Annotated in this window: 25 protein-coding genes; 11 read left to right on the forward strand and 14 right to left on the reverse strand. The window is 67.0% G+C overall.

Translation table 11 applies throughout. From position 1 onward, the window contains the following. Positions 1 to 66: 66 nt before the first annotated feature. A complete protein-coding gene (locus AC07M1_RS16605) occupies positions 67 to 1071 on the reverse strand; it encodes a LacI family DNA-binding transcriptional regulator (protein WP_495163735.1) in 1005 nt (334 codons plus the stop codon). Positions 1072 to 1170: 99 nt separating this feature from the next. Here AC07M1_RS16605 and AC07M1_RS16610 point away from each other — a divergent pair, with 99 nt between their 5' ends. Beyond that, entirely contained in the window at positions 1171 to 1986 is an 816-nt protein-coding gene (locus AC07M1_RS16610) for an endonuclease/exonuclease/phosphatase family protein (RefSeq protein WP_495163901.1), read from the forward strand. A gap of 64 nt (positions 1987 to 2050) precedes the next feature. Here the strand turns inward: AC07M1_RS16610 and AC07M1_RS16615 are convergent, their stop codons facing one another. Next, positions 2051 to 4144, reverse strand: coding sequence for a sodium-translocating pyrophosphatase (locus AC07M1_RS16615; RefSeq protein WP_495163736.1), 2094 nt, complete (start codon positions 4142 to 4144; stop codon positions 2051 to 2053). A gap of 565 nt (positions 4145 to 4709) precedes the next feature. Between AC07M1_RS16615 and AC07M1_RS16620 the strand changes: the two genes are divergently transcribed. After that, positions 4710 to 4916 carry a hypothetical protein gene (locus AC07M1_RS16620; RefSeq protein WP_495163737.1) on the forward strand — a complete coding sequence of 69 codons (207 nt, stop codon included), beginning with the start codon at positions 4710 to 4712 and terminating at the stop codon, positions 4914 to 4916. 110 nt (positions 4917 to 5026) lie between these two features. Next, positions 5027 to 5236 carry a hypothetical protein gene (locus AC07M1_RS16625; protein WP_495163738.1) on the forward strand — a complete coding sequence of 70 codons (210 nt, stop codon included), beginning with the start codon at positions 5027 to 5029 and terminating at the stop codon, positions 5234 to 5236. A gap of 205 nt (positions 5237 to 5441) precedes the next feature. Here the strand turns inward: AC07M1_RS16625 and thiL are convergent, their stop codons facing one another. From thiL to lgt, 7 genes are all read right to left on the reverse strand, one after another. Continuing rightward, positions 5442 to 6320, reverse strand: a complete 879-nt coding sequence (gene thiL, locus AC07M1_RS16630) for a thiamine-phosphate kinase (RefSeq protein WP_495163739.1) — start codon at positions 6318 to 6320, stop codon at positions 5442 to 5444. 49 nt (positions 6321 to 6369) lie between these two features. Next, positions 6370 to 7707 carry an alpha/beta hydrolase family protein gene (locus AC07M1_RS16635; protein WP_495163740.1) on the reverse strand — a complete coding sequence of 446 codons (1338 nt, stop codon included), beginning with the start codon at positions 7705 to 7707 and terminating at the stop codon, positions 6370 to 6372. A gap of 116 nt (positions 7708 to 7823) precedes the next feature. Then, a complete protein-coding gene (locus tag AC07M1_RS16640) occupies positions 7824 to 9146 on the reverse strand; it encodes a cystathionine gamma-synthase family protein (RefSeq protein WP_495163741.1) in 1323 nt (440 codons plus the stop codon). A 64-nt stretch (positions 9147 to 9210) separates the two neighbouring features. Continuing rightward, positions 9211 to 9981 carry a peptidoglycan editing factor PgeF gene (pgeF, locus tag AC07M1_RS16645; protein WP_495163742.1) on the reverse strand — a complete coding sequence of 257 codons (771 nt, stop codon included), beginning with the start codon at positions 9979 to 9981 and terminating at the stop codon, positions 9211 to 9213. Next, positions 9978 to 10493 carry a GNAT family N-acetyltransferase gene (locus AC07M1_RS16650; protein WP_495163743.1) on the reverse strand — a complete coding sequence of 172 codons (516 nt, stop codon included), beginning with the start codon at positions 10491 to 10493 and terminating at the stop codon, positions 9978 to 9980. The genes pgeF and AC07M1_RS16650 overlap by 4 nt, the downstream gene beginning before the upstream one ends. Beyond that, positions 10490 to 11551, reverse strand: coding sequence for a class I SAM-dependent methyltransferase (locus tag AC07M1_RS16655; RefSeq protein WP_495163744.1), 1062 nt, complete (start codon positions 11549 to 11551; stop codon positions 10490 to 10492). The genes AC07M1_RS16650 and AC07M1_RS16655 overlap by 4 nt, the downstream gene beginning before the upstream one ends. Continuing rightward, the gene (gene lgt / locus AC07M1_RS16660) at positions 11551 to 12432 is read right to left on the reverse strand and encodes a prolipoprotein diacylglyceryl transferase (protein WP_495163745.1); all 882 of its coding nucleotides are present in this window, start codon (positions 12430 to 12432) and stop codon (positions 11551 to 11553) included. Before lgt ends, AC07M1_RS16655 begins: the two co-directional genes overlap by 1 nt. 339 nt (positions 12433 to 12771) lie before the next feature. Here lgt and AC07M1_RS16665 point away from each other — a divergent pair, with 339 nt between their 5' ends. From AC07M1_RS16665 to AC07M1_RS16680, 4 genes are all read left to right on the forward strand, one after another. Next, entirely contained in the window at positions 12772 to 14994 is a 2223-nt protein-coding gene (locus tag AC07M1_RS16665) for a xanthine dehydrogenase family protein molybdopterin-binding subunit (RefSeq protein ID WP_495163746.1), read from the forward strand. Between the two features lie 2 nt (positions 14995 to 14996). Beyond that, positions 14997 to 15992: a ferrochelatase gene (gene hemH / locus AC07M1_RS16670; RefSeq protein ID WP_495163747.1), complete on the forward strand. Its 996-nt coding sequence runs from the start codon at positions 14997 to 14999 to the stop codon at positions 15990 to 15992. 31 nt (positions 15993 to 16023) lie between these two features. Beyond that, positions 16024 to 16746: an acetoacetyl-CoA reductase gene (phbB, locus tag AC07M1_RS16675; RefSeq protein WP_495163748.1), complete on the forward strand. Its 723-nt coding sequence runs from the start codon at positions 16024 to 16026 to the stop codon at positions 16744 to 16746. Positions 16747 to 16842: 96 nt separating this feature from the next. After that, on the forward strand, positions 16843 to 17766 hold the full coding sequence (locus AC07M1_RS16680; protein ID WP_495163749.1) for a DMT family transporter: 924 nt from the start codon (positions 16843 to 16845) through the stop codon (positions 17764 to 17766). A 111-nt stretch (positions 17767 to 17877) separates the two neighbouring features. Here the strand turns inward: AC07M1_RS16680 and AC07M1_RS16685 are convergent, their stop codons facing one another. Both AC07M1_RS16685 and AC07M1_RS16690 read right to left on the reverse strand, forming a co-directional pair. After that, the gene (locus tag AC07M1_RS16685; RefSeq protein ID WP_495163750.1) at positions 17878 to 18414 is read right to left on the reverse strand and encodes an outer membrane protein; all 537 of its coding nucleotides are present in this window, start codon (positions 18412 to 18414) and stop codon (positions 17878 to 17880) included. A gap of 215 nt (positions 18415 to 18629) precedes the next feature. After that, complete coding sequence (locus tag AC07M1_RS16690; RefSeq protein ID WP_495163751.1) at positions 18630 to 19040, reverse strand: glycine zipper 2TM domain-containing protein; 411 nt, start codon at positions 19038 to 19040, stop codon at positions 18630 to 18632. A 396-nt stretch (positions 19041 to 19436) separates the two neighbouring features. On the opposite strand from AC07M1_RS16690, the gene AC07M1_RS16695 reads away from it, so the two are divergent. Further along, a complete protein-coding gene (locus AC07M1_RS16695) occupies positions 19437 to 20426 on the forward strand; it encodes an esterase-like activity of phytase family protein (protein ID WP_495163752.1) in 990 nt (329 codons plus the stop codon). 145 nt (positions 20427 to 20571) lie between these two features. Here AC07M1_RS16695 and rpmB read toward each other — a convergent pair whose 3' ends face one another. After that, positions 20572 to 20865 carry a 50S ribosomal protein L28 gene (rpmB, locus tag AC07M1_RS16700; RefSeq protein WP_495163753.1) on the reverse strand — a complete coding sequence of 98 codons (294 nt, stop codon included), beginning with the start codon at positions 20863 to 20865 and terminating at the stop codon, positions 20572 to 20574. A 159-nt stretch (positions 20866 to 21024) separates the two neighbouring features. Between rpmB and AC07M1_RS16705 the strand changes: the two genes are divergently transcribed. Together AC07M1_RS16705 and AC07M1_RS16710 are read left to right on the forward strand one after the other, a co-directional pair. Then, positions 21025 to 21318 (forward strand): hypothetical protein, encoded by a 294-nt coding sequence (locus tag AC07M1_RS16705; protein ID WP_495163754.1) that lies wholly within the window; start codon positions 21025 to 21027, stop codon positions 21316 to 21318. Between the two features lie 52 nt (positions 21319 to 21370). Continuing rightward, positions 21371 to 21820: a nucleoside deaminase gene (locus AC07M1_RS16710; RefSeq protein ID WP_495163755.1), complete on the forward strand. Its 450-nt coding sequence runs from the start codon at positions 21371 to 21373 to the stop codon at positions 21818 to 21820. Positions 21821 to 21851: 31 nt separating this feature from the next. On the opposite strand, the gene AC07M1_RS16715 is transcribed toward AC07M1_RS16710, so the two are convergent. Further along, positions 21852 to 22520, reverse strand: a complete 669-nt coding sequence (locus tag AC07M1_RS16715) for a YiaD family glycine zipper/OmpA-like lipoprotein (RefSeq protein WP_495163756.1) — start codon at positions 22518 to 22520, stop codon at positions 21852 to 21854. A gap of 129 nt (positions 22521 to 22649) precedes the next feature. On the opposite strand from AC07M1_RS16715, the gene AC07M1_RS16720 reads away from it, so the two are divergent. Continuing rightward, on the forward strand, positions 22650 to 23960 hold the full coding sequence (locus AC07M1_RS16720; protein WP_495163757.1) for a hemolysin family protein: 1311 nt from the start codon (positions 22650 to 22652) through the stop codon (positions 23958 to 23960). Here the strand turns inward: AC07M1_RS16720 and AC07M1_RS16725 are convergent. Continuing rightward, positions 23957 to 24166 (reverse strand): hypothetical protein, encoded by a 210-nt coding sequence (locus AC07M1_RS16725; RefSeq protein WP_495163758.1) that lies wholly within the window; start codon positions 24164 to 24166, stop codon positions 23957 to 23959. The two genes, AC07M1_RS16720 and AC07M1_RS16725, sit on opposite strands and share 4 nt — an antisense overlap. Positions 24167 to 24209 lie beyond the last annotated feature (43 nt).

Genomic DNA, 24209 nt, shown 5'->3' on the forward strand with positions numbered 1-24209 from the left:
CGCGGTGGGACATCCAGTCATTGAAAGGGGTTAGGTCCGTTGCCGCCGTCGACAACGGCGTCGAGTCTAGCGTGCGGCGCCGGTGCTAGCGCGAAGCACCAGATCATAGTCGAGCGTGAGCCGATCGAGCTTGCGGTCGTCCGACAGCAGTAGATCGGCGGCCGCCCAGGCCAGTTCGCGCACCGGCTGTCGCACCGTCGTGAGCGGGGGCCAGACCGCAGCGGCAAGATCCGAATCATCGAAGCCGGCGATCGAGAGCTGATCGGGTACGCCGATGTCCAGCTCATGCGCGACGGCGAGCGCGCCGGCGGCCATGTCGTCATTGCCCGCGAAGATCGCGGTTGGGCGCGAAGGCGCCTCCAGCAGTCGCCGTGCGGCCTCACGCCCCGAGGGGAAGCTGTAGTCGCCCGATGCGATCAGCCCGGGATCAAAGGCGATGCCATGCTCCTCCAGCGCGGAACGGTAGCCTTTTAGCCGCTCGACCGAAGAAATGTGATTCTCGGGGCCAGTGATGAACGCGATGGCGCGGTGGCCGAGGCCGATCAGATGCGCGGTGAGGTCGCGTGCGGCGGCGACGTCGTCGATCGTGGTCGAGCGCCCCTCATCACGGCGGAAGCCCGGTTCGATCCGGACATAGGGCAGACCTCGGCGATCGAGCTCCTCAAGCAGCGCAACCGCTTCGGTCACCGGCGGCGACAGGATCAACCCATCGAGATGGGTTTCGTCGATCAGCGCGGTGACTTCCTGCACCAGGTCGGCGGAATCGGCGACGACCGGCTGAATCAGCAGGCGGTAGCCCAGCTCATGGCAGCGCTCCTGCGCCCCGGCCTGGAGATGATAGACATAATAGGGGCTGGGGTTGTCGTAGAGCAGGGCGACCTGGAACGACTTGCGGCCAGCAAGCGTGCGGGCGGCGAGGCTGGGACGGAAATTGAGCTCCGACACCACCTGCTCGACGCGGCGGCGGGTTTCGTCGCTGACATTCTTCTCGTTGTTCAGCACGCGCGAGACGGTCTTGAACGACACGCCCGCGAGCTTCGAAACTTCCTTGATCGTCGGCCTGCGCGCCATTTGCCTCCCCTGACGGGTTCAAGGCATAGGTGACAGCGTTGGCAACAAGCAAGAGCGATGTGTGAAATGGTAATACAAAGGCGTGCGCTGGTGATTGCGATGGCTCTTGCGGCGGTGCCGGCGGCGGCGCTGCCCGCAGCGGCGCGAGACGGGCTGCGAGTGATGAGCTTCAACGTCCGTCTGCCGGTCGCGGCGGACGGTCCGAACCGGTGGGAGGCGCGGCAGGACCTATTCGTCGAGACGATCCGGCGCGCGGACCCCGACATCATCGGCACGCAGGAGCTGTGGAAGATCCAGGCGGACCACCTGATTGCCAAGCTGTCGACATATAGCTGGTTCGGGATCGATCGGCGTGGGGGGCATGCCGACGAGCATATGGGGGTGTTCTACCGCCGGGATCGGCTGAAGCTGATCGAGCTGGGCAATTTCTGGCTGTCCGATACGCCCAATGTGCCGGGGAGCATCAGTTGGGGGAACCTGTATCCGCGCATGGCGACCTGGGGGCTGTTCGAGACGGTGCCGGGGGGCAAGCGCTTCTGGTTGATCAACACCCACTTCCCCTATCGGGCCGAGGACGAACCGGCGCGGGAGAAGGCGGCAGCGCAGATCGCCGCGTGGATCTCGGCGCGGCCGGATAGCGCGCCGGTGGTGCTGACGGGCGACTTCAACACCATCCCCGAGTCGGGTGCGCACCGGCTACTGAGCGCGGGGCTGGCCGATGCGTGGGACACGGCGACGGCGCGGAGCGGGCCGGCGGAGACGTTCCATGGGTTCAGCGGCAAGGCGGACCGGCGGATCGACTGGGTGTTCGCCAAGGGGCTGAGCGCGGCCAAGGCGGAGACGGTGACGTTCGGGCGGAACGGTCGCTACCCGTCGGACCATTTCCCGGTCGTGGTCGACTATCGCTGGCCCTGACGAGAAAAAAGGCCCCGCCCGGGGGTGCCGGGCGGGGCCGTGAAGGGTCAGTTCAACTAGCGGATCAGTGACCGCCCGCCAGCGCCGCGAGCAGCAGCAGCGCGACGATGTTGGTGATCTTGATCATCGGGTTCACCGCGGGACCCGCGGTATCCTTGTAGGGATCGCCGACGGTGTCGCCGGTCACCGCGGCCTTGTGAGCCTCGCTGCCCTTGCCGCCGTGATGGCCGTCCTCAATATACTTCTTGGCGTTGTCCCATGCGCCGCCGCCCGAGGTCATCGAGATGGCCACAAAGAGTCCCGACACGATCACGCCGAGCAGCATCGCGCCCACCGCCGCGAAGGCATTGGCCTGGCTGTCGACCGCGTTGATCACGAAGTAGAGCACGATCGGCGACAGCACCGGCAACAGCGACGGAATGATCATTTCCTTGATCGCGGCGCGGGTGACGATGTCGACCGTGCGGCCATAGTTGGGACGGCTGGTCCCTTCCATGATGCCTGGATTGTCGCGGAACTGCGCACGGACATCCTCGACCACCGCACCGGCCGCGCGGCCCACCGCGGTCATGCCGAACGCGCCGAACAGATACGGAAGCAGCGCGCCGAGCAGCAGGCCGACGATGACGAACGGATTGCTGAGCGAGAAATCGACGACGACGTCGGCGAAGTAGCGCTTGAGATCCTCCGTATACGCCCCGAACAGCACCAGCGCGGCGAGCGCGGCGGAACCGATGGCGTAGCCCTTGGTCACCGCCTTGGTGGTGTTGCCGACCGCGTCGAGCGCGTCGGTGCGGGTGCGCACGTCATCGGGCAGCCCCGCCATTTCGGCGATGCCGCCGGCATTGTCGGTGACCGGGCCGTAAGCGTCGAGCGCGACGACCATGCCGGCGAGCGCGAGCAGCGAGGTGGCGGCGAACGCCACGCCGATGATCCCGGCCAGCTGGAACGAGGCGACCACCGCGACGACGATCACGATCGTGGGCAGCGCGGTCGATTCAAGGCTGATCGCCAGACCCTGGATCACGTTGGTGCCGTGGCCGGTCTCGGACGCCTTGGCGATCGAGCGGACCGGGCGATAGTTGGTGCCGGTGTAATATTCGGTGATCCACACCAGCAGGCCGGTGACGGCGAGGCCGATCATCATGCACCAGAACAGGTCCATGCCGGTATAGGCGGCATCGCCGATCGGGGCATGGAGATCGCCCAGCGTATACTGGGTCGCGAACCAGATCGCCGGGACGGCGAGGATCGCGGTGGTCCAGAAGCCCTTGTAGAGCGCGCCCATGATCGACTGGCTGCTGCCGAGGCGGACCATGTAGGTGCCGAGGATCGAGGTGATGATGCACGCGCCGCCGACGATCAGCGGCAACGACATCAGCGCGAGCAGCTGTTCCGAGCTGCCTTTGATGAGCAAGGCGATCGACACCATGGTAAGGCCGATGGTGACGACATAGGTTTCGAACAGATCGGCGGCCATGCCGGCGCAGTCGCCGACATTGTCGCCGACGTTATCGGCGATGACGGCGGGGTTGCGGGGATCATCCTCGGGGATGCCCGCCTCGACCTTGCCGACCAGGTCGGCGCCGACATCGGCGGCCTTGGTGAAGATGCCGCCGCCGAGACGCGCGAAGATCGAGATCAGCGATGCGCCGAAGGCGAGCGCGGTGAGCGCATGGATGATCTTTTCGCCGTTCGGTTCTTCTCCGCCGGGGCCGACGAGATACCAGAACAGCAGCGAGATCGAGAGCAGGCCAAGGCCCGCGACGAGCATGCCGGTGATGGCACCCGAGCGGAAGGCGAGGGTGAGGCCGCCCTGAAGCGAGGTGCGCGCGGCTTCGGCGGTGCGGACATTGGCACGCACCGAGATGTGCATGCCGGCAAATCCGGCAATACCCGAAAGCACCGCGCCGAGCACGAAGGCCGCGGTCGAGAGACCGCCGAGGGTGAAGAACAACACAATGGCTACGGCCACGCCGACTACGGCGATGGCGGTGTACTGACGGACGAGATAAGCTTTGGCGCCTTCCTGGATGGCGGCGGCGATATCCTGCATCTTCTGGTCGCCAGCCGGTGCGCGAAGCACCTGCTGCGAAGTCACCAAACCATAGAGCACGGCGAGCACGCCGCACGCGATGGCGATATAGACAATCGTCATCTGGTATCCTTCCCCTGTGAATCCCACCCGCCACCCGGCTCTGTGTCCGGTGCGGCCTGCGGTCGGGGGCGGAGCGTAGAGCGGGGCAGGGGGCTGTCAAGCCGCGCTGATTCGCGGTGGTTGGCGCGGGCGGCGCGGTTGACGAAGTTGACACGGAAGCCGGGTTTTCCGGCGGAAGCGACTGCGAAGCGACAGGTTTGCGCCGGCGACGCGCCGCTAACGCGCCAGTGACGCGACACGATCGCGACGGGCGCGCGACACCAGCGCGGCAGGTGCGCGCCACCGGCGCGACGGGTTCGGACGGCAACGCGACAGGTTTGAGCGGTGACGCGACAGATGCGTGACACATTCGCGACAGTAGCGCGCGGGGTGGCGTACATAGTTCTGTAGGTCAGGTTGGTAGTCTTTTCCATCGATCAGGGTAGATCAGATGAAATCCAACATTTGAAGGGGAACGTTTGCCGCTTGTTATCTTCCGGTTGTGATCAACGAGCCTTGACCTTATGCAAAGCCGGTCTTTCAGGAACAGGGGGATACTCGAATGACCGAAGCAACGGAAAGCGGTATGGAACCCCTTACGGGACGCGGGGCGCTACGCGTGACGCTGCGCGGGCTGGATCGCGAGGATCCGGTCAAATTGCTGGAAGATACCGCGCGGTTTCTGCGCGATCAGGGCAGGAGCATTCTCGAGGGCGACCCGGGCGAAGACCTTGAGCTGATGTTCAAGCGCGTCGATCTGGGCGATTTCGTCATCATCACGATCAAGGCCTAGGGGCGGAGCTTGTGATCGCGGTCAGAGGATGACGGCGGCGGCGCTGAAATAGCGGACGTTCCGCTCACGACCCCATTGCGGACAGTTGGCAGTTTGCTAATCGATGTCCCATGATGAAGCTCAAGGACGCGCTATTTAGCCCGTTTCACGCCATTACGACTGTGTTGATAGGCTGGATGGGTGCCGGGATATTTGCTTGCGATGCAATGGGATGGCTCCAACCAGATTACCAGCGATTACTTGCGGTTTTCGTCATAACCTATTGGGCCACGGTAGTCTGCGATCTCTCCGTCCGCCGTCGCCGCAGCTTCGGCAGCTAACCAACCATTCCCGGTCATTCCTGCCGTGACCGGGTGATCCTGGGACCGGTCAGGCGGCAATCGTACCGATAGCGGACGCTCGAGACTCGATCGGCAAACTGCGCCGCGCGCGTTGGGCTTGAGCCTCTCGCACTTCACGTGCCGCCCGGTGGATCCCGGCACGAGGCCGGGATGACGGATGGGGTGGGCGGTCGGATGGAGGCGGTCAGCCGCCGTGGCTGTAGCCGAGTTTGTCGGGGAGCAGGGCGGGGACGCCGTTCGCGGTGAGGGTAAGGCCGGTGCCCGCGCTGGCCGTGCCGATACGCGTGGCCGGGACGGGCGGGAGCGTGTCGGCGGGAAGCGTGAACAGCAGTTCGTAATCGTCGCCGGCAGTGGCGGCCTCGATCGGATCGAGACCGGGCAATGCGAGCGGAATCGCGTCTAGGTCGATGGCGATGGCGATGCTGCTGGCTTCCGCCATGCGGCGCGCGTCGATGAGGAGGCCGTCGGATACGTCCATCATCGCGGTGGCGAGGGCGGCGATGGCCTGTCCCTCGGCGATGCGCGGCGTTGGGCGAAGATAGCGGGCGAGATCGCGCGGGTTTCCGTCGGGGCCGAAGCCCGCGCCGCCGATGGTGCCGGTGACCCAGAGCGTGTCGCCGGGGCGGGCGCCGGTGCGCAGCGGGACGTTGGGCTGCGCCTGGCCGATGGCGGTGAGGGTAAGGCTGCGCGGGGCACCTTGGGGCATCGCGACGGTGTCGCCGCCGAGCAGGGGCATGGCAAAGCGGGTGAGCGCATCGCTCAGGCCGGTCAGGAAGGCGCGGTCCCAGTCGGCATCGCCCGAGAGCGCGTAGTTGAGCAGGCAACCGACCGGGGTCGCGCCCTTGGCGGCGAGGTCCGACAGGTTCACCGCCGCGAGCTTCCACCCGATCGAGTCCGCCGGGTCATCGGGACGGTAATGGACCCCCGCGACCATCGTGTCGCTGGTGAGGATCAGCCGGCCGGCGGCGACGTCGAGGATCGCGGTATCGTCGGCAAGGCCCGCCGCGGCCGGATGCGTTGCGATGGCGCGCAGGGCGGTGAGAAAGGCGAACTCGTCGGACACGACCGGGTGTTAGGGGAGGACGGCGCCAACGGCCAGCCCTGCGCGCGGTTCAGATATGCTCGTCGATCCAGTCGAACAGCCGGTGGTTGCTGACGGCGGCCGCGCCCTCCTGGCAATGGAGCAGGCCGGTATCGTCCGCGTCGAACAGCATGAAGGTCTTGGGCGCGCGCAGGGCGTCGTAGAGCTTGCGCGCCTGTCCGACACTGGTGCTTTCGCCGGTGCCGTCCATCACCAGAGTGCGCGCGCGGATGTCGCGCACCACATCGACATTCGTATAGCGGCGCAGATCGAGCATCAGCGCGGAGGGGCGGGGTACGCCATGCTTGGCCATCGCGTCGCGCATGTACCAGCGGATCAGGTGATGCTGTTCCATCAGGCCGATGATCGCGCGATCGAAGGCGGCGGGATCGCGATCGACCAGCGGGAGCAGGTCGGGGAAATAGTTGTTGAACTGTTCGAAGGTGGTCGCGCCCCAGTCGAGCACCCCGGGGTTGGTGACGAGCAGCTTGATCCGCCGGTCGAATGCCGCGGCGCGCGGGGTGAGGGCGCCGCCCATGCTCCAGCCGAGCAGCGCGATGCGGCGTGAATCGACTCCGGCGATGCGTACCGCGAAGTCGATGACCGGCCCCACCACCCGCTCCCAGTCGGGGCGAAAGGGCAGGCCATGTTCGCGCAGCGCGAGCCCCTGGCCCGGGCTGTGGACGAACAGCGCGTGATAGCCGCGCTCGAGCGCGTCGTCGAAGATGTGCTTGCCCGCTTCCGGCCAGGCGTCGCGCCCCTGCTGGAGGATGATGAGCGGGGCGTCGCCGCGCGCGATGGGGGAGCGCAGGAAGTAGCCGGGCAGTATGGCGCCTTCATAGGGAATCCGTACGGGTTGCGCCGGCCAGCGCAGCAGCCGCACCGCGCGGGCATAGGCCGCCGATGCCTTGCGGGCGGCGTCGAGATTGCTGGCATGCGCGGGGTCGGGATGATGGATCACGGCGGCGCGATAATAGGTCGCGGCGCGCAGATAGGCCTTGCCGGCGCTGATCCGGCGGTCTTCCTCCTCGCTGCGGCGTGCCATCGCTTCGACACGCTCGGCGGTGCGCACCCATTGGCGCGGCCAGCTCCAATCGTCGCCGGCGTCGATGCGGGCGCCGGTGTCGAGCGCTTCGCCGATATCGGCGCTTCCCGAATAGCTGAGGCCGAGCTGGTGGAGCAGCTGGCTGTTCATGATCGGGTCGTCGATCAGCGCCAGATCGTGCCAGGGGCGCTTGGCGGTTGGCCCGCGCTGACCGCGAAGGGGGGCGGTCAGCGCGGGCGCGGCGATGCCGCGATCGATGTGGAAGAGCGCGGCGGCGAGCGCCCCCGCGCGGACGAAGCTTCTGCGATCGATCGAGGCGGCCATGGCGGTTTCCTTCGGCTGGGGAGCACGAAGGCTAACCGCGCGGTGGCCGCCACGGATAACGGGGGGATTGCGATGCGTTGCGGAATGTGACGCGCGGGACCGACCCGCGCGTGGGGTCACACCGCCTTCAGCGCTTCCTCGAAGTCCGCGATCAGGTCGTCGGCATTTTCGACGCCGATCGAGATGCGGACGAGATTGTCGGTGATGCCGAGCGCCTTCTTGCGCGCGTCGGGGACCGAGAGGTGGGTCATCGCCGCCGGAGCGGAAGCGAGGGTCTCGGTGCCGCCGAGGCTGACCGCGAGCTTGGCGATCTTGAGGCTGTCCAAGAAGGCGAACGCCTCCTTCTCACCGCCCTTGAGATACAGCGAGAAGGTCGAGCCGGCGCCGGTGCAGTGGCGGTCGTAAATGTCCTTCTGGCGGCTGCCTTCGGCGAGGAATCCGAGATAGCCGACGCTTTCGACCTTGGGATGGGTGCGCAGATATTCGCAGACCTTCACGGCGTTCTCGCCCGCGCGGCTCATGCGCAGTTCGAGGGTTTCGAGGCTGCGCAGCAGCATCCACGCGGTGTTGGGATCGCAGATCGTGCCGATGGTGTTGCGCATCATGCGGATGGTGTTGATGTGCGCCTTCGACCCGAGCACGCCGCCGGCGACGAGGTCGCTATGACCGCCCGCATACTTGGTGAGCGAGTAGACGACGAGGTCGGCACCCTGCTGCAGCGGTTTGGCCCAGAGCGGGCCGAGGAAGGTGTTGTCGATCGCGATCGGCGGCTTATTGGCGCCGGTGAAGATCGCGTCGCGGCTAGCGGCGACGGCCTCGACATCGACCAAGGCGTTGGTCGGGTTGGCGGGGCTTTCGAGATAGATCAGCGCGACATTGCCCGAGGCGGCCTTGGACAGGACCGCGTCGATCTCCTCACGCGTGGCGCCGGCGGGGAAGTCGAGCCAGTGGACGCCGAACTTGCCGAGGATGCGGGCGATCAGCGTCTCGGTCGCGGCATAGAGCGGACCGCTGTGCACGATGGTGTCGCCGGGCTTGACCATGGCGAGGAAAAGCGTGGCGATCGCGGACATGCCCGACGAGAAGGCGAGTGCATCCTCCGCCTCTTCCCAGATGCCGAGGCGATCCTCGAGGATTTCCTGGTTCGGGCCGTTGAAGCGGGAATAGACGAGGCCTTCGGCGCCGCCGGGGCGCTTGCCGGTCACGCCCTCGAAATGGCGCTTGCCGGCGGCGGCATTGGGGAAGACGAAGGTCGAGGTGGCGAAGATCGGCGGCTTGAGCGACCCTTCCGACAGCATCGGATCATAGCCATGGCCCATCATCAGCGTCGCCGGGCTGAGCTCGCGGCCGCCGACGGTCTTGACCGACGGCTTGGGGCGGCTGCGCGGGGTGGTGCTGGTGAGAGCGGCTTCGTCGGGCTTGACGGGCTTGTCGGTCATATCGGGTGCCTCTCTCGGGTCGTATCAGCTGAAACGTCTTTGCAACCGCACTCGCACCAACGCTTCAGCCGGTCAATGAGACCAATGTAATCTGGCGGCCGTAATCGGGTTCGCCGCGGTGGGTGGCGCGGCGGAAGCTGTAGAAGCGGTCGGGCTGCGAATAGGTGTCTTCGCCCAGCGCTTCCACGGTGCGCAGCCCGGCGGCGGCGAGGCGGTGGACGACATAGGCTTCGAGGTCGAACTGGTGGTGCCCGTCGCGGCCGGGGGTGAAGAAGCGGTCGTTCGCCGGATCGAACTCGGCGAAGCGGGTGTGGAAGCCCTCATCGACCTCGTAGCTGGCGCGGGCGATGCACGGGCCAACCGCGGCGACGATATTCTCGCGGCGGGCGCCAAGCGCTTCCATCGCGGCGATGGTGGAGTCGGTGACGCCGCCGATCGCGCCCTTCCACCCGGCATGCGCGGCGCCGATCACGCCGGCCTGGCGGTCGGCGAAGAGGATCGGCGCGCAATCGGCGGTGAGGATGCCGAGGGTGAGGCCGGGGCGGTTGGTGACGAGCGCGTCGGCATGCGGGCGGAGCTCGTCGCTCCACGGTTCGATCACCGTGACGGCGTCGGCGCTGTGCACCTGATAGAGGCCGACCAGCTCGGTTCCCGGCGCGACCGCGGCGAGGGCGCGGCGCTGGTTCTCGATCAACTCGGGCGTGGGCGGGCGGCCGCGGCGGCCCATGTCGAGGCTGGCGGTCTCCCCGGTCGAGACCCCGCCGCGACGACCGAGAAACCCGTGGGCGATGCCATCAAGGGCGTGAGAACGAAGAACGTCGACGGGTTCGGTCACAGATCCAGCTTCATGATGAGGTCGCGGTCGATCTTGTCGCCGACGGGGAAGGGATAGTCGCCGATATGGACGAAGCCGTACTTCGCGTAAAAGGCGATGGCGCGGGCGTTCTCCTCGAACACCGTCAGCAGAAGCGCGGACGCGCCGCCCTCGCGGGCGGTGGCGATGCTCCAGTCCATCAAGGTCTGGGCGATGCCCTGACCGTGCCAGTCATAGTCGACATAGAGCTGGCCGAGCTGGGCCTCGTCCGGGCCGGCTTCCTCGAGCCAGGGCGGGACGAGCTTGGCATAGCCGACGATCCGCCCCTCCGCGCGGGCGACCTGCCAGGTCACCGCGGGATCGGCGAGGTGCGCGCGCAGCTTGCCGGTCGGGCCATAGGCTTCGGCCAGATAGGCCTGAAGATCGGCGGGTGTGTAGCCGTGCGCGAAGGTGCGGCTCCACGATTCCTGCGCCATCGCGTCGAGCGCGTCGGCGTCGGCGAGCGTGGGCGTGTCGTAGGTGATCGTCGTCATTCGAAACCTGCAGGAACGGGCCAGCCGGGGGCGGTCAGCGCGATGACCTTGAACAGTTCGCCCATCGCCTCATCGCCGGTGAGTCGGTCGCGGGCGATGGCGATCTCGTCCGCGCGGTCGGGCGCTGCCTTGGCGAGCGCGTCGGCGCGCGGGCCGATGCCGAGCGCGTTGAGGAACGCGCCCTGCGTTACCGGGCCGTACGCGACGAGGCCTTCGACCCGTGCCGCTTCGATCAAGGTGCCAAAATCGACATGGGCGGTAAGGTCGGCCTCACCGGGATCCTCGAACGGGTTGGCATAGGCGTGGCCGCGCACCGCCTGAAGCGTGTCGCCGATCGCAGGGCCGGCATAGCCATAGTCGATGATCAGCGCCGCGCCGCCCTGCGCCAGCAGCTTTGCCGCGAGCGAGCGCAGGATCGCGACGCTGGGCGGCGAGGTTTCGAGGATCGATCCATCGGGCGCATCGCGGAACTCGGGCGGGATGATCGGGTCGAAGATGGTGTTGCCGACCACGGGCAGGAACAACAAGTCCTGGCAGGCGACGAGCCGCTCACGCCAGCCGTCGACCGTCTTGACCAGCTGGCGGATCGGAAGCGCGTCGAAGAATTCGTTGGCGACCACCAGCAGCGGCGCGTCGTCGGGCAGGCCGACGATGCTGACCGTCCATTCGGCGTCGGGCACCTGCTTGGCCTGTTCCGCGCGCAGCGCTGGGCTGTTCTCGACGAAGTGAACCCGCGGCTTGAGGCCGGCATGGCCCATCGCGCGCAGCGCATCGGCGGCGAGCGTGCCGCGGCCCGGGCCAAGCTCGACATAATGCGCCTCAGGACGCCCGGCGCGGTCCCAGAGATCGGCGATTGCGAGGCCGACCAGCTCGCCGAACATCTGGCTGATCTCGGGCGCGGTGGTGAAGTCGCCGCGCGTGCCCAGCGGATCGCGCGTGGCGTAATAATGCGTGTTCGCCGCGCCCATGAACTGCGAGAGCGGGATCGGCCCGGCCATGGTGATGGCGCGGGCGATCCGGTCGGGGAGCGGGCCGTCTTCGGTCTGCGGGTCGGACATCAGGCGATGCTGGGGCCGCCCGCGAACGGCTCGACCCGCTCACGCCGCTTCTTGGCGGTGGCGATGAGGTAGAGGCCGCCGAGGATCATCGGCACGGTCAGCAGCTGGCCCATGTGCAGCCCCGGCGTCGCGAAGATCGTGTCGGAGAACTGGCGATCATATTCGCGGAAGAACTCCACGAAATAGCGCGACAGGCCATAGCCGAGCAGGAAGGTGCCGACGAGCTTGCCCGGCTGATAGCGGGCGTCGGTCTTCCAGAACAGGAACCACAGGACCAGGCCAAGCAGCAGCCCTTCGAGGCCCGCTTCGTAGAGCTGGCTGGGGTGGCGCGCGACATTGCCGCCGGTCCGTTCGAACACGATCGCCCAGGGCATGTCGGTCGGACGGCCCCACAATTCGGCGTTCACGAAATTGGCGAGACGGCCGAAGAACAGGCCAAAGGGGACGCAGCAGGCGACATAGTCATGGACGCGCAGCCAGTTGAGCTTTTCCTTGCGGCACAGCCACAGGATCGCGACCGTCACGCCGATCACGCCGCCATGGAAGGACATGCCGCCGTCCCACAGCCGGATCAGCTTCAACGGATCGAGCAACAGCTCCGTCTGATAGAACATCGCATAGCCGAGCCGCCCGCCGAGGATGATGCCGAGCGTGGCGTAGAAGACCATGTCGTCGGCATGGCGGCGGGCCATCGGCGCGCCGGGCTGGGCGATCAGCTTGAGCAGATACCACCAGCCGATCAGGATGCCCGCGATATAGGCGAGCGAGTACCATTTGAGCTCGAAGAAGCCGATCTTGAGCAGGACCGGGTCGAGGCCGAGCTGGCTGAACTGGATATGGGTCGCGGCGTCGGAGACGGCGGCGGCGGTGGATAAGATCAAGCGCGTGGCTCCCGAAGGGTTCGGGGCTGTCCTATCCGCATCTCACGGCAAACCCAAGAGGATGGGTCTCGTTTCAGCCCATGTGGGCCTGCAAAGCGCGATTTGCTGCGCGCCGGTGCGATTGCTGGCGTACCGGGGGCATAGAAACCCCTCATCCGTCACCCCGGCGGGGTCCACGGCGCGGCGAGGGAGGGGCAAGCGGTTGCAGCGTCACGGGTGCGGCACGGTGGACCCCGGCACAAGGCCGGGGTGACGGTCTAGGGGCGGTCAGGGAAGGTTGGTTCGAGCGGCGCCGCGTGCCGATTGCCGATCCTCCGAACCGCGGGTAGAGCGGCGGGGATGGAGCGATTGGGCAAGGGCATTGATCGGCGTACGTTGCTGATCGGCGGCGGCGCGGGGATCGGGCTGGTGCTTGCCTGGGCCGTGTGGCCGCGCGCCTATCTTCCCAACCTGAGTGTCCGCGACAAGGAGACCGCGTTCGGCGCGTGGCTCAAGATCGCCGAGAATGGTCAGGTCACCGTCGCGGTCCCGCAATGCGAATATGGGCAGGGCGTGTTCACCACGCTGCCCCAGCTGGTGGCGGACGAATTGGGCGCCGACTGGCGGATGGTCGGCGTGGAAGCGGCGCCGCTCAACCCGCTTTACGCCAATACGCTGGGGTTCGCCGAGCTGTTTCCGGGCGTTCTGCCCGAGCGGCTGGAGCGGATGTGGGCCGAGCGCAACGCCGTGATGCTGACCGGCGGATCGACGTCGATGCGCAGCTTCGAGGCGCCGTTGCGCGCGGCGGGCGCCGGCGCGCGCGCGCTGTTGTGCAAGGCGGCGGCGCGGCGCTGGGGCGTCGACTGGCAGGAATGCGACACCGCCAACGGCCATGTCGTCCATGACCAGAAACGGTTGCGCTTCGGCGAGTTGGCGGTCGAGGCCGCGGGCGAGGAAGTGCCGGGCGACCTGCCGCTGCGTGAGGACGAAGCCGGGCGACTGGCGGGGACGCCCGCCCCCCGGCTCGACGCGCCGGGCAAGGTCGATGGCAGCGCGAACTTCGCGGCCGATATCCGTCTGCCCGGCATGGTCTTCGCGGCATTGCGCCAGGGACCGATCGGGACGGTGAAGCTCGCCGCGATCGACGAGGCGGCGGCGGCGAAGGTGCCGGGCACCTTGCACATCGTGAAGAACGAGATGTGGGTGGCGACAGTCGCCAACACCTGGTGGGCGGCAGGCCAGGCGCTCGATGCGATCAACCCGCGGTTCGAGGTGGCGGGCAAGGTCGAGAGCGAGACGATCCAGGCCGCGCTCGATACCGCGCTGGACGGCGAGGGCGAGCGGATGGTCGCGGTCGGCGACCTGGCGCCGGTGTTCAAGGGCGCGAGAGTGGTGGCGGCGGAATATCGCGTCGGGCTGGCGCTGCATGCCGCGATCGAGCCGATCTGCGCGACGGCGATGTGGGAAGATGGCGTCGTGCGGCTGTGGCTGCCGACCCAGGCGCCCGGATTCGCGCGCGACGCGGTGGCGGAGGTGCTGGGCATCGGCGCGAGCAAGGTCATGATCCAGCCGGTGCTGGCGGGCGGATCGTTCGGGCAGAATCTGGAGCATCAGGTCGCGGCGCAGGCGGCGCTGATCGCACGCGAGGTCAAGAAGCCGGTGCAGCTGATGTGGTCGCGCGGCGAGACGTGTGTGCAGGACCGCTTCCGGCCGCCCGCCGCGGGGCGGATGACCGCGCGGCTGGGGTCGAACGGAAGCATTTCGGGCTGGCTCGCGAAGATCGCGGCGCCCAAGACCGGGCATGAGCTGGCGCGACGGCTGACCGGCGGTGGCGGCGCGATCGGCGCTGGCCTCGCCATGACCGGGATCGGCGACCGGTCGGCGGTGGCGGGCGCGCGGCCGCCCTATCGCATTCCGGTGCTGGCGATCGATCACCATCCCGCCGAGATCGGCGTGCCGACGGGCTATTGGCGGTCGGGGGCGCATAGCTACACCGCCTTCTTCACCGAGAGTTTCATCGACGAACTGGCGCATGTCGCGGACATCGAGGCGTTCAGCTTCCGTATCGCGATGCTGGGCGGCGAGCCGCGGCTGGCGCGATGCCTGTCGACCGTCACCTCGCTGGGCGGGTGGCAGGGCGGGCTGCCGGGAAGCGGGCAGGGACTGGCGTGCCATGCCTTTGGCGGCAGCTATATCGCGGTGATGGCCGAGGCGTCGGTCGGCGGCGACCAGCGCGTGCAGGTCGACCGGCTGATCGCGGCGGTCGATTGCGGGCGCGTGGTCAATCCGAGCGTGGTCGAGCAGCAGATCGAGGGCGGGCTGATCTTTGGCATGGCGGCGGCGCTGGGCGCGACGACGGGGATCACCGCCAACCGACCCGATGCGCGGACCTTCCGTGACCTGGAGCTGCCGCGGCTCGCCGATTGCCCGCAGATCATGGTCGAGCTGATCGCGAGCGATGCCGATCCCGGCGGGGCGAGCGAACTGGCGGTGCCGCCGGTGGCGCCGGCGATCGCCAACGCGCTTTATGCCGCGACCGGTATTCGCCTGCGCCAACTTCCGCTGATTCCGGGCGGGGAATGAATATGGACGGACATGTTGCGATCCCCGAGCGCAAGGTCGGGGTGCTGCTGGTCAACCTCGGCACGCCCGATGCGCCGACCCCGGCGGCGGTGCGGCGCTATCTGGCCGAGTTCCTGTCCGATCCGCGCGTGGTCGAGATTCCGCAGCTCCTGTGGCAGCCGATCCTGCGTGGGGTGATATTGCGCACGCGACCGAAGAAATCGGCGCATGCCTATTCGCTGGTGTGGACCGATGAGGGGTCGCCGCTGGCCGCGATCACCGCGCGGCAGGCCAGGGCGTTGCAGGCGGCGTGGCCGGAGCTGCACGTCGACTGGGCGATGCGCTACGGCAATCCGGCGATCGGCGACAAGCTCAAGGCGATGAAGGATGCGGGGTGCGAGCGCATCCTGATCGCGCCGCTCTATCCGCAATATTGCGCGGCGACGACCGCGACCGCGACCGACGCGGCGGCGGCGGCGCTGGCGACGATGCGCTGGCAGCCGGCGGTGCGGACGCTGCCGCCCTATCATGACGATGTTGCGTATATTGCTGCGCTGAAAGCATCGGTTGAGGCGCAGCTCGCCCCGCTCGATTTCACGCCCGACGCGATCGTCGCGAGCTTCCATGGCATGCCGCAGCGGACGCTCGAGCTGGGCGATCCCTATCACTGCCATTGCGTCAAGACCGCGCGGCTGCTGGGCGAGGCGCTCGGCCGCGAGCTGACGATCGCGTTTCAGTCACGCTTCGGGCGGGCGAAGTGGCTGGAGCCGGCGACTGACACGGTGCTGGCTGGGCTGCCTGCGAAGGGCGTGAAGAAGGTCGCGGTGGTGGCGCCGGGCTTTTCCGCCGATTGCCTCGAGACGCTGGAGGAACTGGCGATTCGCGGGCGCGAGAGCTTCGAGGCGGCGGGGGGCGAGCGCTTCGCCTATCTCGACTGCCTCAACGACAGCGAGCCCGGGCTACTCATGTTGCGCAGCATATTCGCAAGGGAGCTTGCGGGCTGGGCGGAGCTTGCCTAGCCTCTAGTCCAACCACTTACGGGAGAGGTTCATGGCACGGGTAGCGATCGTAACCGGCGGGACGCGCGGCATCGGCGAGGCGATCAGCGTCGCGCTCAAGGATCTGGGGGTGACCGTAGCGGCCAACTATGCCGGCAACGACCAGCGCGCGGCCGAATTCACCGAGCGGACGGGGATCAAGGCGTTTAAATGGGACGTTGCCGACTATGACGCGTGCCAGCAGGGCGTGGCGGACGTCGCGGCGGCGCTGGGACCGGTTGATATCGTCGTCAACAATGCCGGCATCACCCGCGACGGCACGATCCTGAAGATGACCTACCAGATGTGGAAGGAGGTCATGGACACCAACCTTGGCGGTTGCTTCAACATGGCCAAGGCGACCTTCCCCGGGATGCGCGACCGCAAATGGGGGCGGATCGTCAACATCGGATCGATCAACGGCCAGGCCGGGCAATATGGCCAGGTCAATTATGCGGCGGCGAAGAGCGGCATCCACGGCTTCACCAAGGCGCTGGCGCAGGAAGGCGCGCGTGCAGGCGTGACGGTGAACGCGATCGCGCCGGGCTATATCGATACCGACATGGTCGCGGCGGTGCCGGCGGAAGTCCTCGAGAAGATCGTCGCCAAGATCCCGGTCGGGCGTCTGGGCCAGGCCAATGAAATCGCGCGCGGCGTGGCGTTCCTGTGCTCGGAAGAGGGCGGGTTCGTCACCGGATCGACGCTGTCGATCAATGGCGGGCAGCATATGTACTGACGTGGCGGGCGCGGGGTGCATCGGCATCCCGCGCCGGTCTGTTTAGAGCGCAAGGCGCGGGGTGTTCCGCGCCGCTGCCCGCATTAGGCCGACGCGATGGCTGATACGACCATCCACGCCCGCATGAACGCCGGCGACTGGGCGATCCTCGCGGCATTGTCGGTGCTATGGGGATGTTCCTTCTTTTTCCTGGCGATCGGCCTGCGCGAATTGCCGCCGTTCACGCTGGTGCTGACGCGTGTCGGATTTTCGGCGCTGCTGCTGCTCGGCTGGGCCGCGATCGCGGGGATCAAGCTGCCGCCGCGAAGCGCATGGGGCGCGTTCGTCGTGCTTGCCCTGCTCAACAATGTCATCCCGTTCGCGCTTTACGGGTTCGCACAGCAGCAGATTTCGAGCGGGCTCACCTCGATCCTCAACGCCACGACCCCGTTATGGGGCGTCATCGTCGCGCATCTGTTCACGGTGGATGAGCGTGCCACCGCCGGAAAGATCGTCGGCGTGCTGCTGGGGTTCGCGGGGGTGGCGACGATGGTGGGCGGCGACGCGCTGGCTGGGCTTGGCGCGAATGTTTTCGCGCAGGGTGCCTGTCTTGTCGCGACACTGAGCTATGCGCTGGCCGGGGTCTGGGCGCGGCGGTTCAAGGGACAGGGCGTGACGCCGATGGGGGTGGCGACCGGCCAGCTGGTCGCGGCGACGATCGTGATCCTGCCGATCGCGGGGATCGTCGACCGCCCCTGGCTGTTGCCGATGCCTGGCGGGGTGGTGATCGCGTCGATCGCCGGCATGGTGCTGGTATCGACGGTGTTCGCCTATGTCCTCTATTTCCGCCTGGTCGAGCGCGCCGGGGCGAGCAACGCACTGCTCGTCACCTTCACCATCCCGATCGTCGCGATCCTGCTGGGCGTGCTGGTGCTGGGTGAGACCTTGCTGGCCAAGCATGTCGCGGGAATGGCGCTGATCGCGCTGGGCCTGGCGGCGATCGACGGGCGGCCATGGGGGCGAGTGTCAGGATCGCGGTAAGTCGTCGCGCGGCGACACTTCGCTCACCATGGAAAAGGCCGGCCTCCTCGCGGAAGCCGGCCTCTTCTGTCTCATGCCGCGATGGTGCTGTCCGAACGCGGCATCAGGACATCAGAAACGCACGCCGAGGCCGGCGACGGCCTGGTGGCGCGTGACGTCTGCTTCGTAGTTCGAGTAGCGATACTCGACCTTGCCGAAGAGGTTCTTGCCGAACTTGTGCTCGACGCCACCGCCGAGACGGACGCCGTCGCCATTCTCGTTGCCAACGGTGCTCTCGATGCGCGCGTTGGTGTAGCCGGCCTTGGCGTAGACCGCGGTGTTGCCGAACACATAGCCGAGACGGCCGCCAGCATAGAGGTCGCGGCTCGCCGAAGCGATGACGGTGTTGCCGGCCTTGAGCTCGGCCGAGGATTCGGTGACTTCACCTTCGATGCCGAACAGCACGTTGCCGCTCTGCACGTCGTAGCCGAAGTTCACGCCATAGGTGACGCCATCGGGGTTATCGACGCCGGCGGTGTTGAGGTCGAGCTTGTCATAACCGACAACGGCCGAAACATGGGCGCCGTTGAAGGGGGCTGCTTCGTCCTGCGCGAAAGCCGGGGTTGCGGCGGCGGTCAGGGCGACGAGCGCCAGAGCAATCTTCTTCATGGTAATTTACATTCCTTGTTACAGCCCTGGGCGCGTGTTGTCCGTGCCTCGGGGAGGGCGCATCTGGGTTTCGAATGTGGCGGAAACAAGCGCTGGCCCGTGCGAAATGTGGGATTGGGCAACGAGTGTTGCTTAAGTGATACACTTGGTGTCCGATGCAAGTAGGGCCGACTTCCTTCCGGAAGCCGGCCCTCTTGTTTCAAGCCGTTAGCGACTTATCGGCGGCAGTAGCCGGGACGGTCCGACCGGTCGATTTCGCGGCCGGCGATCGCGCCGACGGCACCGCCCAGGATCGTGCCGAGCGTCCGGTCGCCACGACCGGCGATCGCGTTGCCGGCCAGGCCGCCGGCGATCGCGCCGACGATCGTGCCACCGTCACCGTCGTTGCACTTGTCGCGTGCCCGATCGCGATAATAGCGGCGGTCGTCACGGTCATAGCGGCGATAGTCGCGATAGCCGCGGTCACGGCCATAGCCACGGTCGTAGCCGCGATAGTCGCGGTCGCCATAATAGCCGCGGCCGTCATTATAGTCATAGCGGCTCTGCGCGGCGGCGGGGGTCGCCGGGATCAGCGCGGTACCGGTCATCGCCAGCGCGGCGCCAATCAGGGAAAGCTTCTTGAACATCGGTTTTCTCCTTGTTCTGCCGTTTCGTGCGATGCGGCCCTGTGCCGCCATCGTTGAACAAGGGATTCGCACAACCGGGTTGAGCCTTGTCTGAATGTGCCGGTTATCTGGCGTTCAGCGAAGGCGGGGTTCGAAGCCGGTGCAACACGCGGGTGCGGGGAGAAATGGCCGGTGCGGTAAAGGAACCCGAGGGGGGTACGCGCCCGCCCCCGATACGCAACACGGGGAAACTCGGGCAGGGTGCCATTGACGCGCACCGGCTGTTCGGCGGGAGCGCCGCATGCGGCGCGTCCCGTTGCGATTGCCCCTAGATGAACGGGCTTGAGCGCTTTCTGAACATCACTGTTATCTGAGGTTCAGCTTTGCGGGGCGAATCGGGCCGCTATGAGGGGCGCGATGCGTATTCTGCTTTCGGTCCTGCTGATCCTGCTGTTCGTGCCGAGCTGGTCGGGAGACTCTCGGCTGCCGCTGTTGCCCGCCAAGGTGGAGATGGCGGCGCATCGAGTCGCGCTCGACCCGAGCGATCCCGCACGCGTGAAGCTGGGCGGGCTGACGTTTCTGGGCGGTGTATATCTGACCGGACCGGCTCCCGCGTTCGGCGGCTTCTCTGCAATGAGCGTGGCGGGCGACCGGTTCACGCTGCTGAGCGACGGCGGCAACATCGTCAGCTTTCGCATGGGGGCAGACTGGAAGGTGCGCGAACCTCGTTTCGCCGAACTGCCCGATGGGCCTGGCACCGGTTGGCGTAAATCGGATCGCGATAGCGAATCGCTGACGCGCGATCCGGCGACCGGGCAAATCTGGGTGGGGTTTGAGCGCGCCAACGAAATTTGGCGCTTTTCCTCCGGTTTTGCCCGGGTGGAGGCGAATGCCGCACCGCAGGCGATGACCGACTGGTCCGACAATAGCGGCCCCGAATCGCTGGTGCGGTTGCGCGACGGTGGGTTCATCGCGCTTTCGGAGGGACAGGAAGCGATGCGCGGGGGCGTGGAAATCCCCGATGTGAAGGTTGGGCTATGGTTTGCGGGCGACCCCACCCGGCCGAGGCAACGGGGCTTCGCATTCGGCTATCGTCCGCCCAGGGGGTACAAGCCGACCGATATCGCCGAGTTGCCTGATGGACGGCTGGCGGTGCTCAACCGGAAGGTGTCGCTGCGCGAAGGATTCACCGCGGTGTTGACGATCATCGATCGCGAGGCGGTGCGACCAGGCCGAATCGTGGCGGGGCGCGAAGTCGCGCGATTCGAGGCGCCAGTGCTGCACGACAATTTCGAAGCGCTGGCGGTAACGCGGGAGGGCGATTCGACGATTCTGTGGATCGCGTCAGACGACAATCAGTCGTTTCTTCAGCGATCGCTTCTGCTCAAGTTCCGGTTGAACGTTTGACGGAGAGCCGCAGCAGCCTGCTCCGGGTCACTAGCTAAAGATGCCTTCGATGAGTGGAAGCTGCTGGTGTCGCATCCGCACAACGCCGAACGGCCCGCATCCCTCGCGGGAGCGGGCCGGTCAGAACAGCGAAACCCGAAAGGGTTCAGGCTGCGGCGGGAACCGCCTTCTTGGCGACTTCGCGCTTGAGGCGGCGTGCCTTGAGCGAGAGCTTGTCGTCGCTGGTCTTCAGCAGCCAGTTGTCGAGGCCGCCATTGTGCTCGACCGAGCGCAGGCCGTGCGTCGAGACGCGCAGGCGAACCGAGCGCTCAAGCGACTCCGACATCAGGGTCACGTTCTGCAGGTTGGGCAGGAACGTCCGCTTGGTCTTGTTGTTGGCGTGGGAAACATTGTGACCCACCTGCCGGCCCTTGCCGGTCAGCTCGCAAATGCGCGACATCGCTTGATCCTAGGTTTATGCCTGTTCCGGTAGCCCCGGAAAGTGGGGCGCAGTACCGAGACAGAGGCTTTTCGTCAACCTCGTTCCCGGCCTTCGATGCAACTTCGATGATCGATGGCGCGTTATTTCGCAAACGATTCGATTGAGGAGACCGGAACGATGCGTGCAATCCTGGCGATACTGGGCCTGGCCGCGGTGGTGATCGTGGCGATGATCTCGCTCGGCATGCTGAGCGTCAACATGCAGTCGGGTTCGCTGCCCACGGTGAAGCTGGAGGGCGGGCAGGCGCCGGCGGTGAAGGCCGATGTCGGCGATGTCGGCATGGGCTATACCAACAAGACGATCCAGGTGCCGACCGTGGTGATGGAGAACAAGGTGATCCAGGTGCCGACGGTCGAGGTCGAGAAGGCCAAGCCGGCGGAGCCTACCCAGCCAGCCGCCAAGGCGCAGTAACCCCGATTCGCCGCCCATAGCCAAGCCCGTTCGGCGCGGGCATAGCGGCGCGATGTTTCCCTTGCCCGAACCGATGCGCATTGCGCTCGATGCCGCCCGCGATGCGGCGGAGACAGGCGAGGTGCCGGTGGGCGCGGTGGTGATGCGGGGCGAGACGGTGGTGGCGGTGGCCGCCAATGCTCCGCGCACGTTGCATGACCCCACCGCACATGCCGAGATGCTGGCGATTCGCGCGGCGGCGGAGACGCTTGGCCGCGAGCGGCTGGAGGATTGCGATCTGTGGGTCACGCTGGAGCCGTGCGCGATGTGCGCGGGGGCGATCAGCCACGCCCGAATCGCGCGCGTCTATTACGGCGCGAGCGATCCCAAGGGCGGCGCGGTGGAGCACGGGCCGAGATTCTTCGCCCAGCCGACCTGCCATCACCGGCCCGAAATCTATTCGGGGATCGGCGAGGGCGAGGCGCGCGCGCTGCTCAGGGAGTTCTTCGCGGCGCGGAGATAGGTTGAGAGCGGACTGGCGCCGCCCTCACACCTTAACGCATGTCGCTGTCGCGGACCGGGACGACCTTGATCTCGACGCGACGGTTCTGCGAACGGCCCTCGACCGTGTCGTTCGAGGCGATCGGCTGGGTCTCGCCATAGCCGAGCGCTTCGAGACGGGCCGACTCGACGCCGCGCGAGACAAGGTAGCTGGCGACTGAATCGGCGCGGCGTTCGGACAGCGCCTGATTATAGGCGTCGCTGCCGGTCGAATCGGTGTGGCCGTACACGTCGACATAGGTCTGGTTGTAGCGGTCGAGCACGTCGGCGACCTTGTCGAGCGTCGGGCGGAAGTGCGGCTGGATCGACGAGCTGTCGGTCGCGAAGGTGATTCCCGAGGGCATCGACAGGATGAGATCGTCGCCCTTGCGGATTACCTCGACATCGGTGCCGGCGGTACGCTCGCGAATCTCACGCTCCTGCCGGTCCATATAGCTGCCGATCGCGGCGCCGCCGATGGCGCCGATACCCGCGCCCAGGATCTTCTCCGTGCGGTCGTGACGGCCACCGACGATGTCGCCGAGCAGATAGCCGCCCAGCGCGCCGCCGATCGCGCCGATCCCGGTCTTCGACATGCGCTGCTCGCCGGTCACCGGATCGGTAACGCAAGCGCTGGTCAGTGCCATCGCGGCGATTGCGGGGATAAGGGGCCAGTTACGCATGGGGTCCTCCAGGTCTGTTCTACGCTGACAAAATCATCCGAAAGCGGCCTTGTTCCGCCTTCGCATCGAGCCGCCAATGCGCGCGCCATTGTGAAACCCACCTGAATATGGCTATGAGGCCGCAGGCCAATGGACCCACTTCCCCCATTTCCCTGGATCGACGTCGCGATCATCCTGGCGCTGGTCGCGCTGAACGGTGTGTTCGCCATGTCCGAACTCGCCATCGTCTCCGCGCGCAAGGCGCGGCTTGAGGCGATGGTGCGCGCGGGCAAGCGCGGCGCGCGCACCGCGATCGACCTGGCTTCAGACCCGGGCAAGTTCCTGTCGACCGTCCAGATCGGCATCACGCTGATCGGCATCATCGCCGGCGCCTATTCGGGCGCGAGCCTGGGCACGCCGACCGCGGCGCGGATCGAGGCGTGGGGCGTGGAGCACGAGACCGCCGAGACGATCGGCTTCGCGATCGTCATCGCGCTGACCACCTATGCCTCGCTGATCGTCGGCGAGCTGGTGCCCAAGCAGTTCGCGCTGCGCTCGCCCGAGCCGATCGCGGTGCTGGTGGCGACGCCGATGCTGTGGCTGTCGCGAATCACCGCGCCGGTGGTGTGGGTACTCGACCAGAGCACCGGCTTGGCGTTCCGCCTGCTGGGCATGAACCGCGAATCGGAGAATCGCGTCACCGCCGAAGAGCTTCACATGCTGGTTGCCGAGGCGACGCATTCGGGGGTGATCGAGGAGCATGAGCGTTCGATCATCTCGGGCGTGGTGCGGCTGGCCGACCGTCCGGTGCGCGAGGTGATGACGCCGCGCACCGAGGTCGACTGGATCGACGCGAACCTCGACGAGGCGGCGATCCGCAAGCAACTGGCCGAGACGCCGCACACGCGGTTGCCGGTGGCCGAGGGGTCGGTCGACGCGGTGGTCGGCGTGGTGCAGGCGCGCGACGTGGTGACCGCGCTGATCCGCGGCGAGCCGCTGGACCTGCGCGCGCTGATGCATGCCGCACCGGTGCTGCCCGACCAGGTCGATGCCATGGACGCGCTGGGCGCGCTGCGCCGGGCTGCCGTGCCGATGGGCTTCGTCCATGACGAGTACGGACATTTCGAGGGGATCGTGACCCCGGCCGATCTGCTCGCCGCGATCGCGGGCGAATTCGTGTCCGACGCCGATCCCGGTGACAGCCCTTCGATCGTGGTGCGCGACGACGGGTCGCTGCTGGTGTCCGGCCAGCTTGCCGCCGACGCGCTGGCCGAGCGGATCGGGATCGAGCTGCCCGAGGATCGCGACTATGCGACCGTCGCGGGCCTTGCGCTGGCGGTGCTCAAGCATCTGCCCAAGGAAGGCGAGAGCTTCATTGAGCAGGGCTGGCGCTTCGAGATTGTCGACATGGACGGGCACAAGATCGACAAATTGCTGCTGAGCGAAGCGCCGCGCGACTAAGGCTCGGGGGGCGTTTCGCCCTCGACGATCTCGTTATTCTCCTCGATCTCGGCGTCGGCTTCCCGACGCTGGCGACGCAGGCGGCGGCCCCAGATCAGGATCAGGACCGCGCCGATCGCGAACAGGCCGATCAGCACGAAATGCGTCGTCGTCACCCAGGCGAACGGATCGCTGGTGAGGGACACGGATTGGGCATTGCTGTCCATCGGCGGCTCCGGCTGAGAAAGCCGAAGCCTATCCGATGGTTAA

It is taken from the genome of Sphingomonas sp. GW821-FHT10C01, assembly GCF_059415525.1.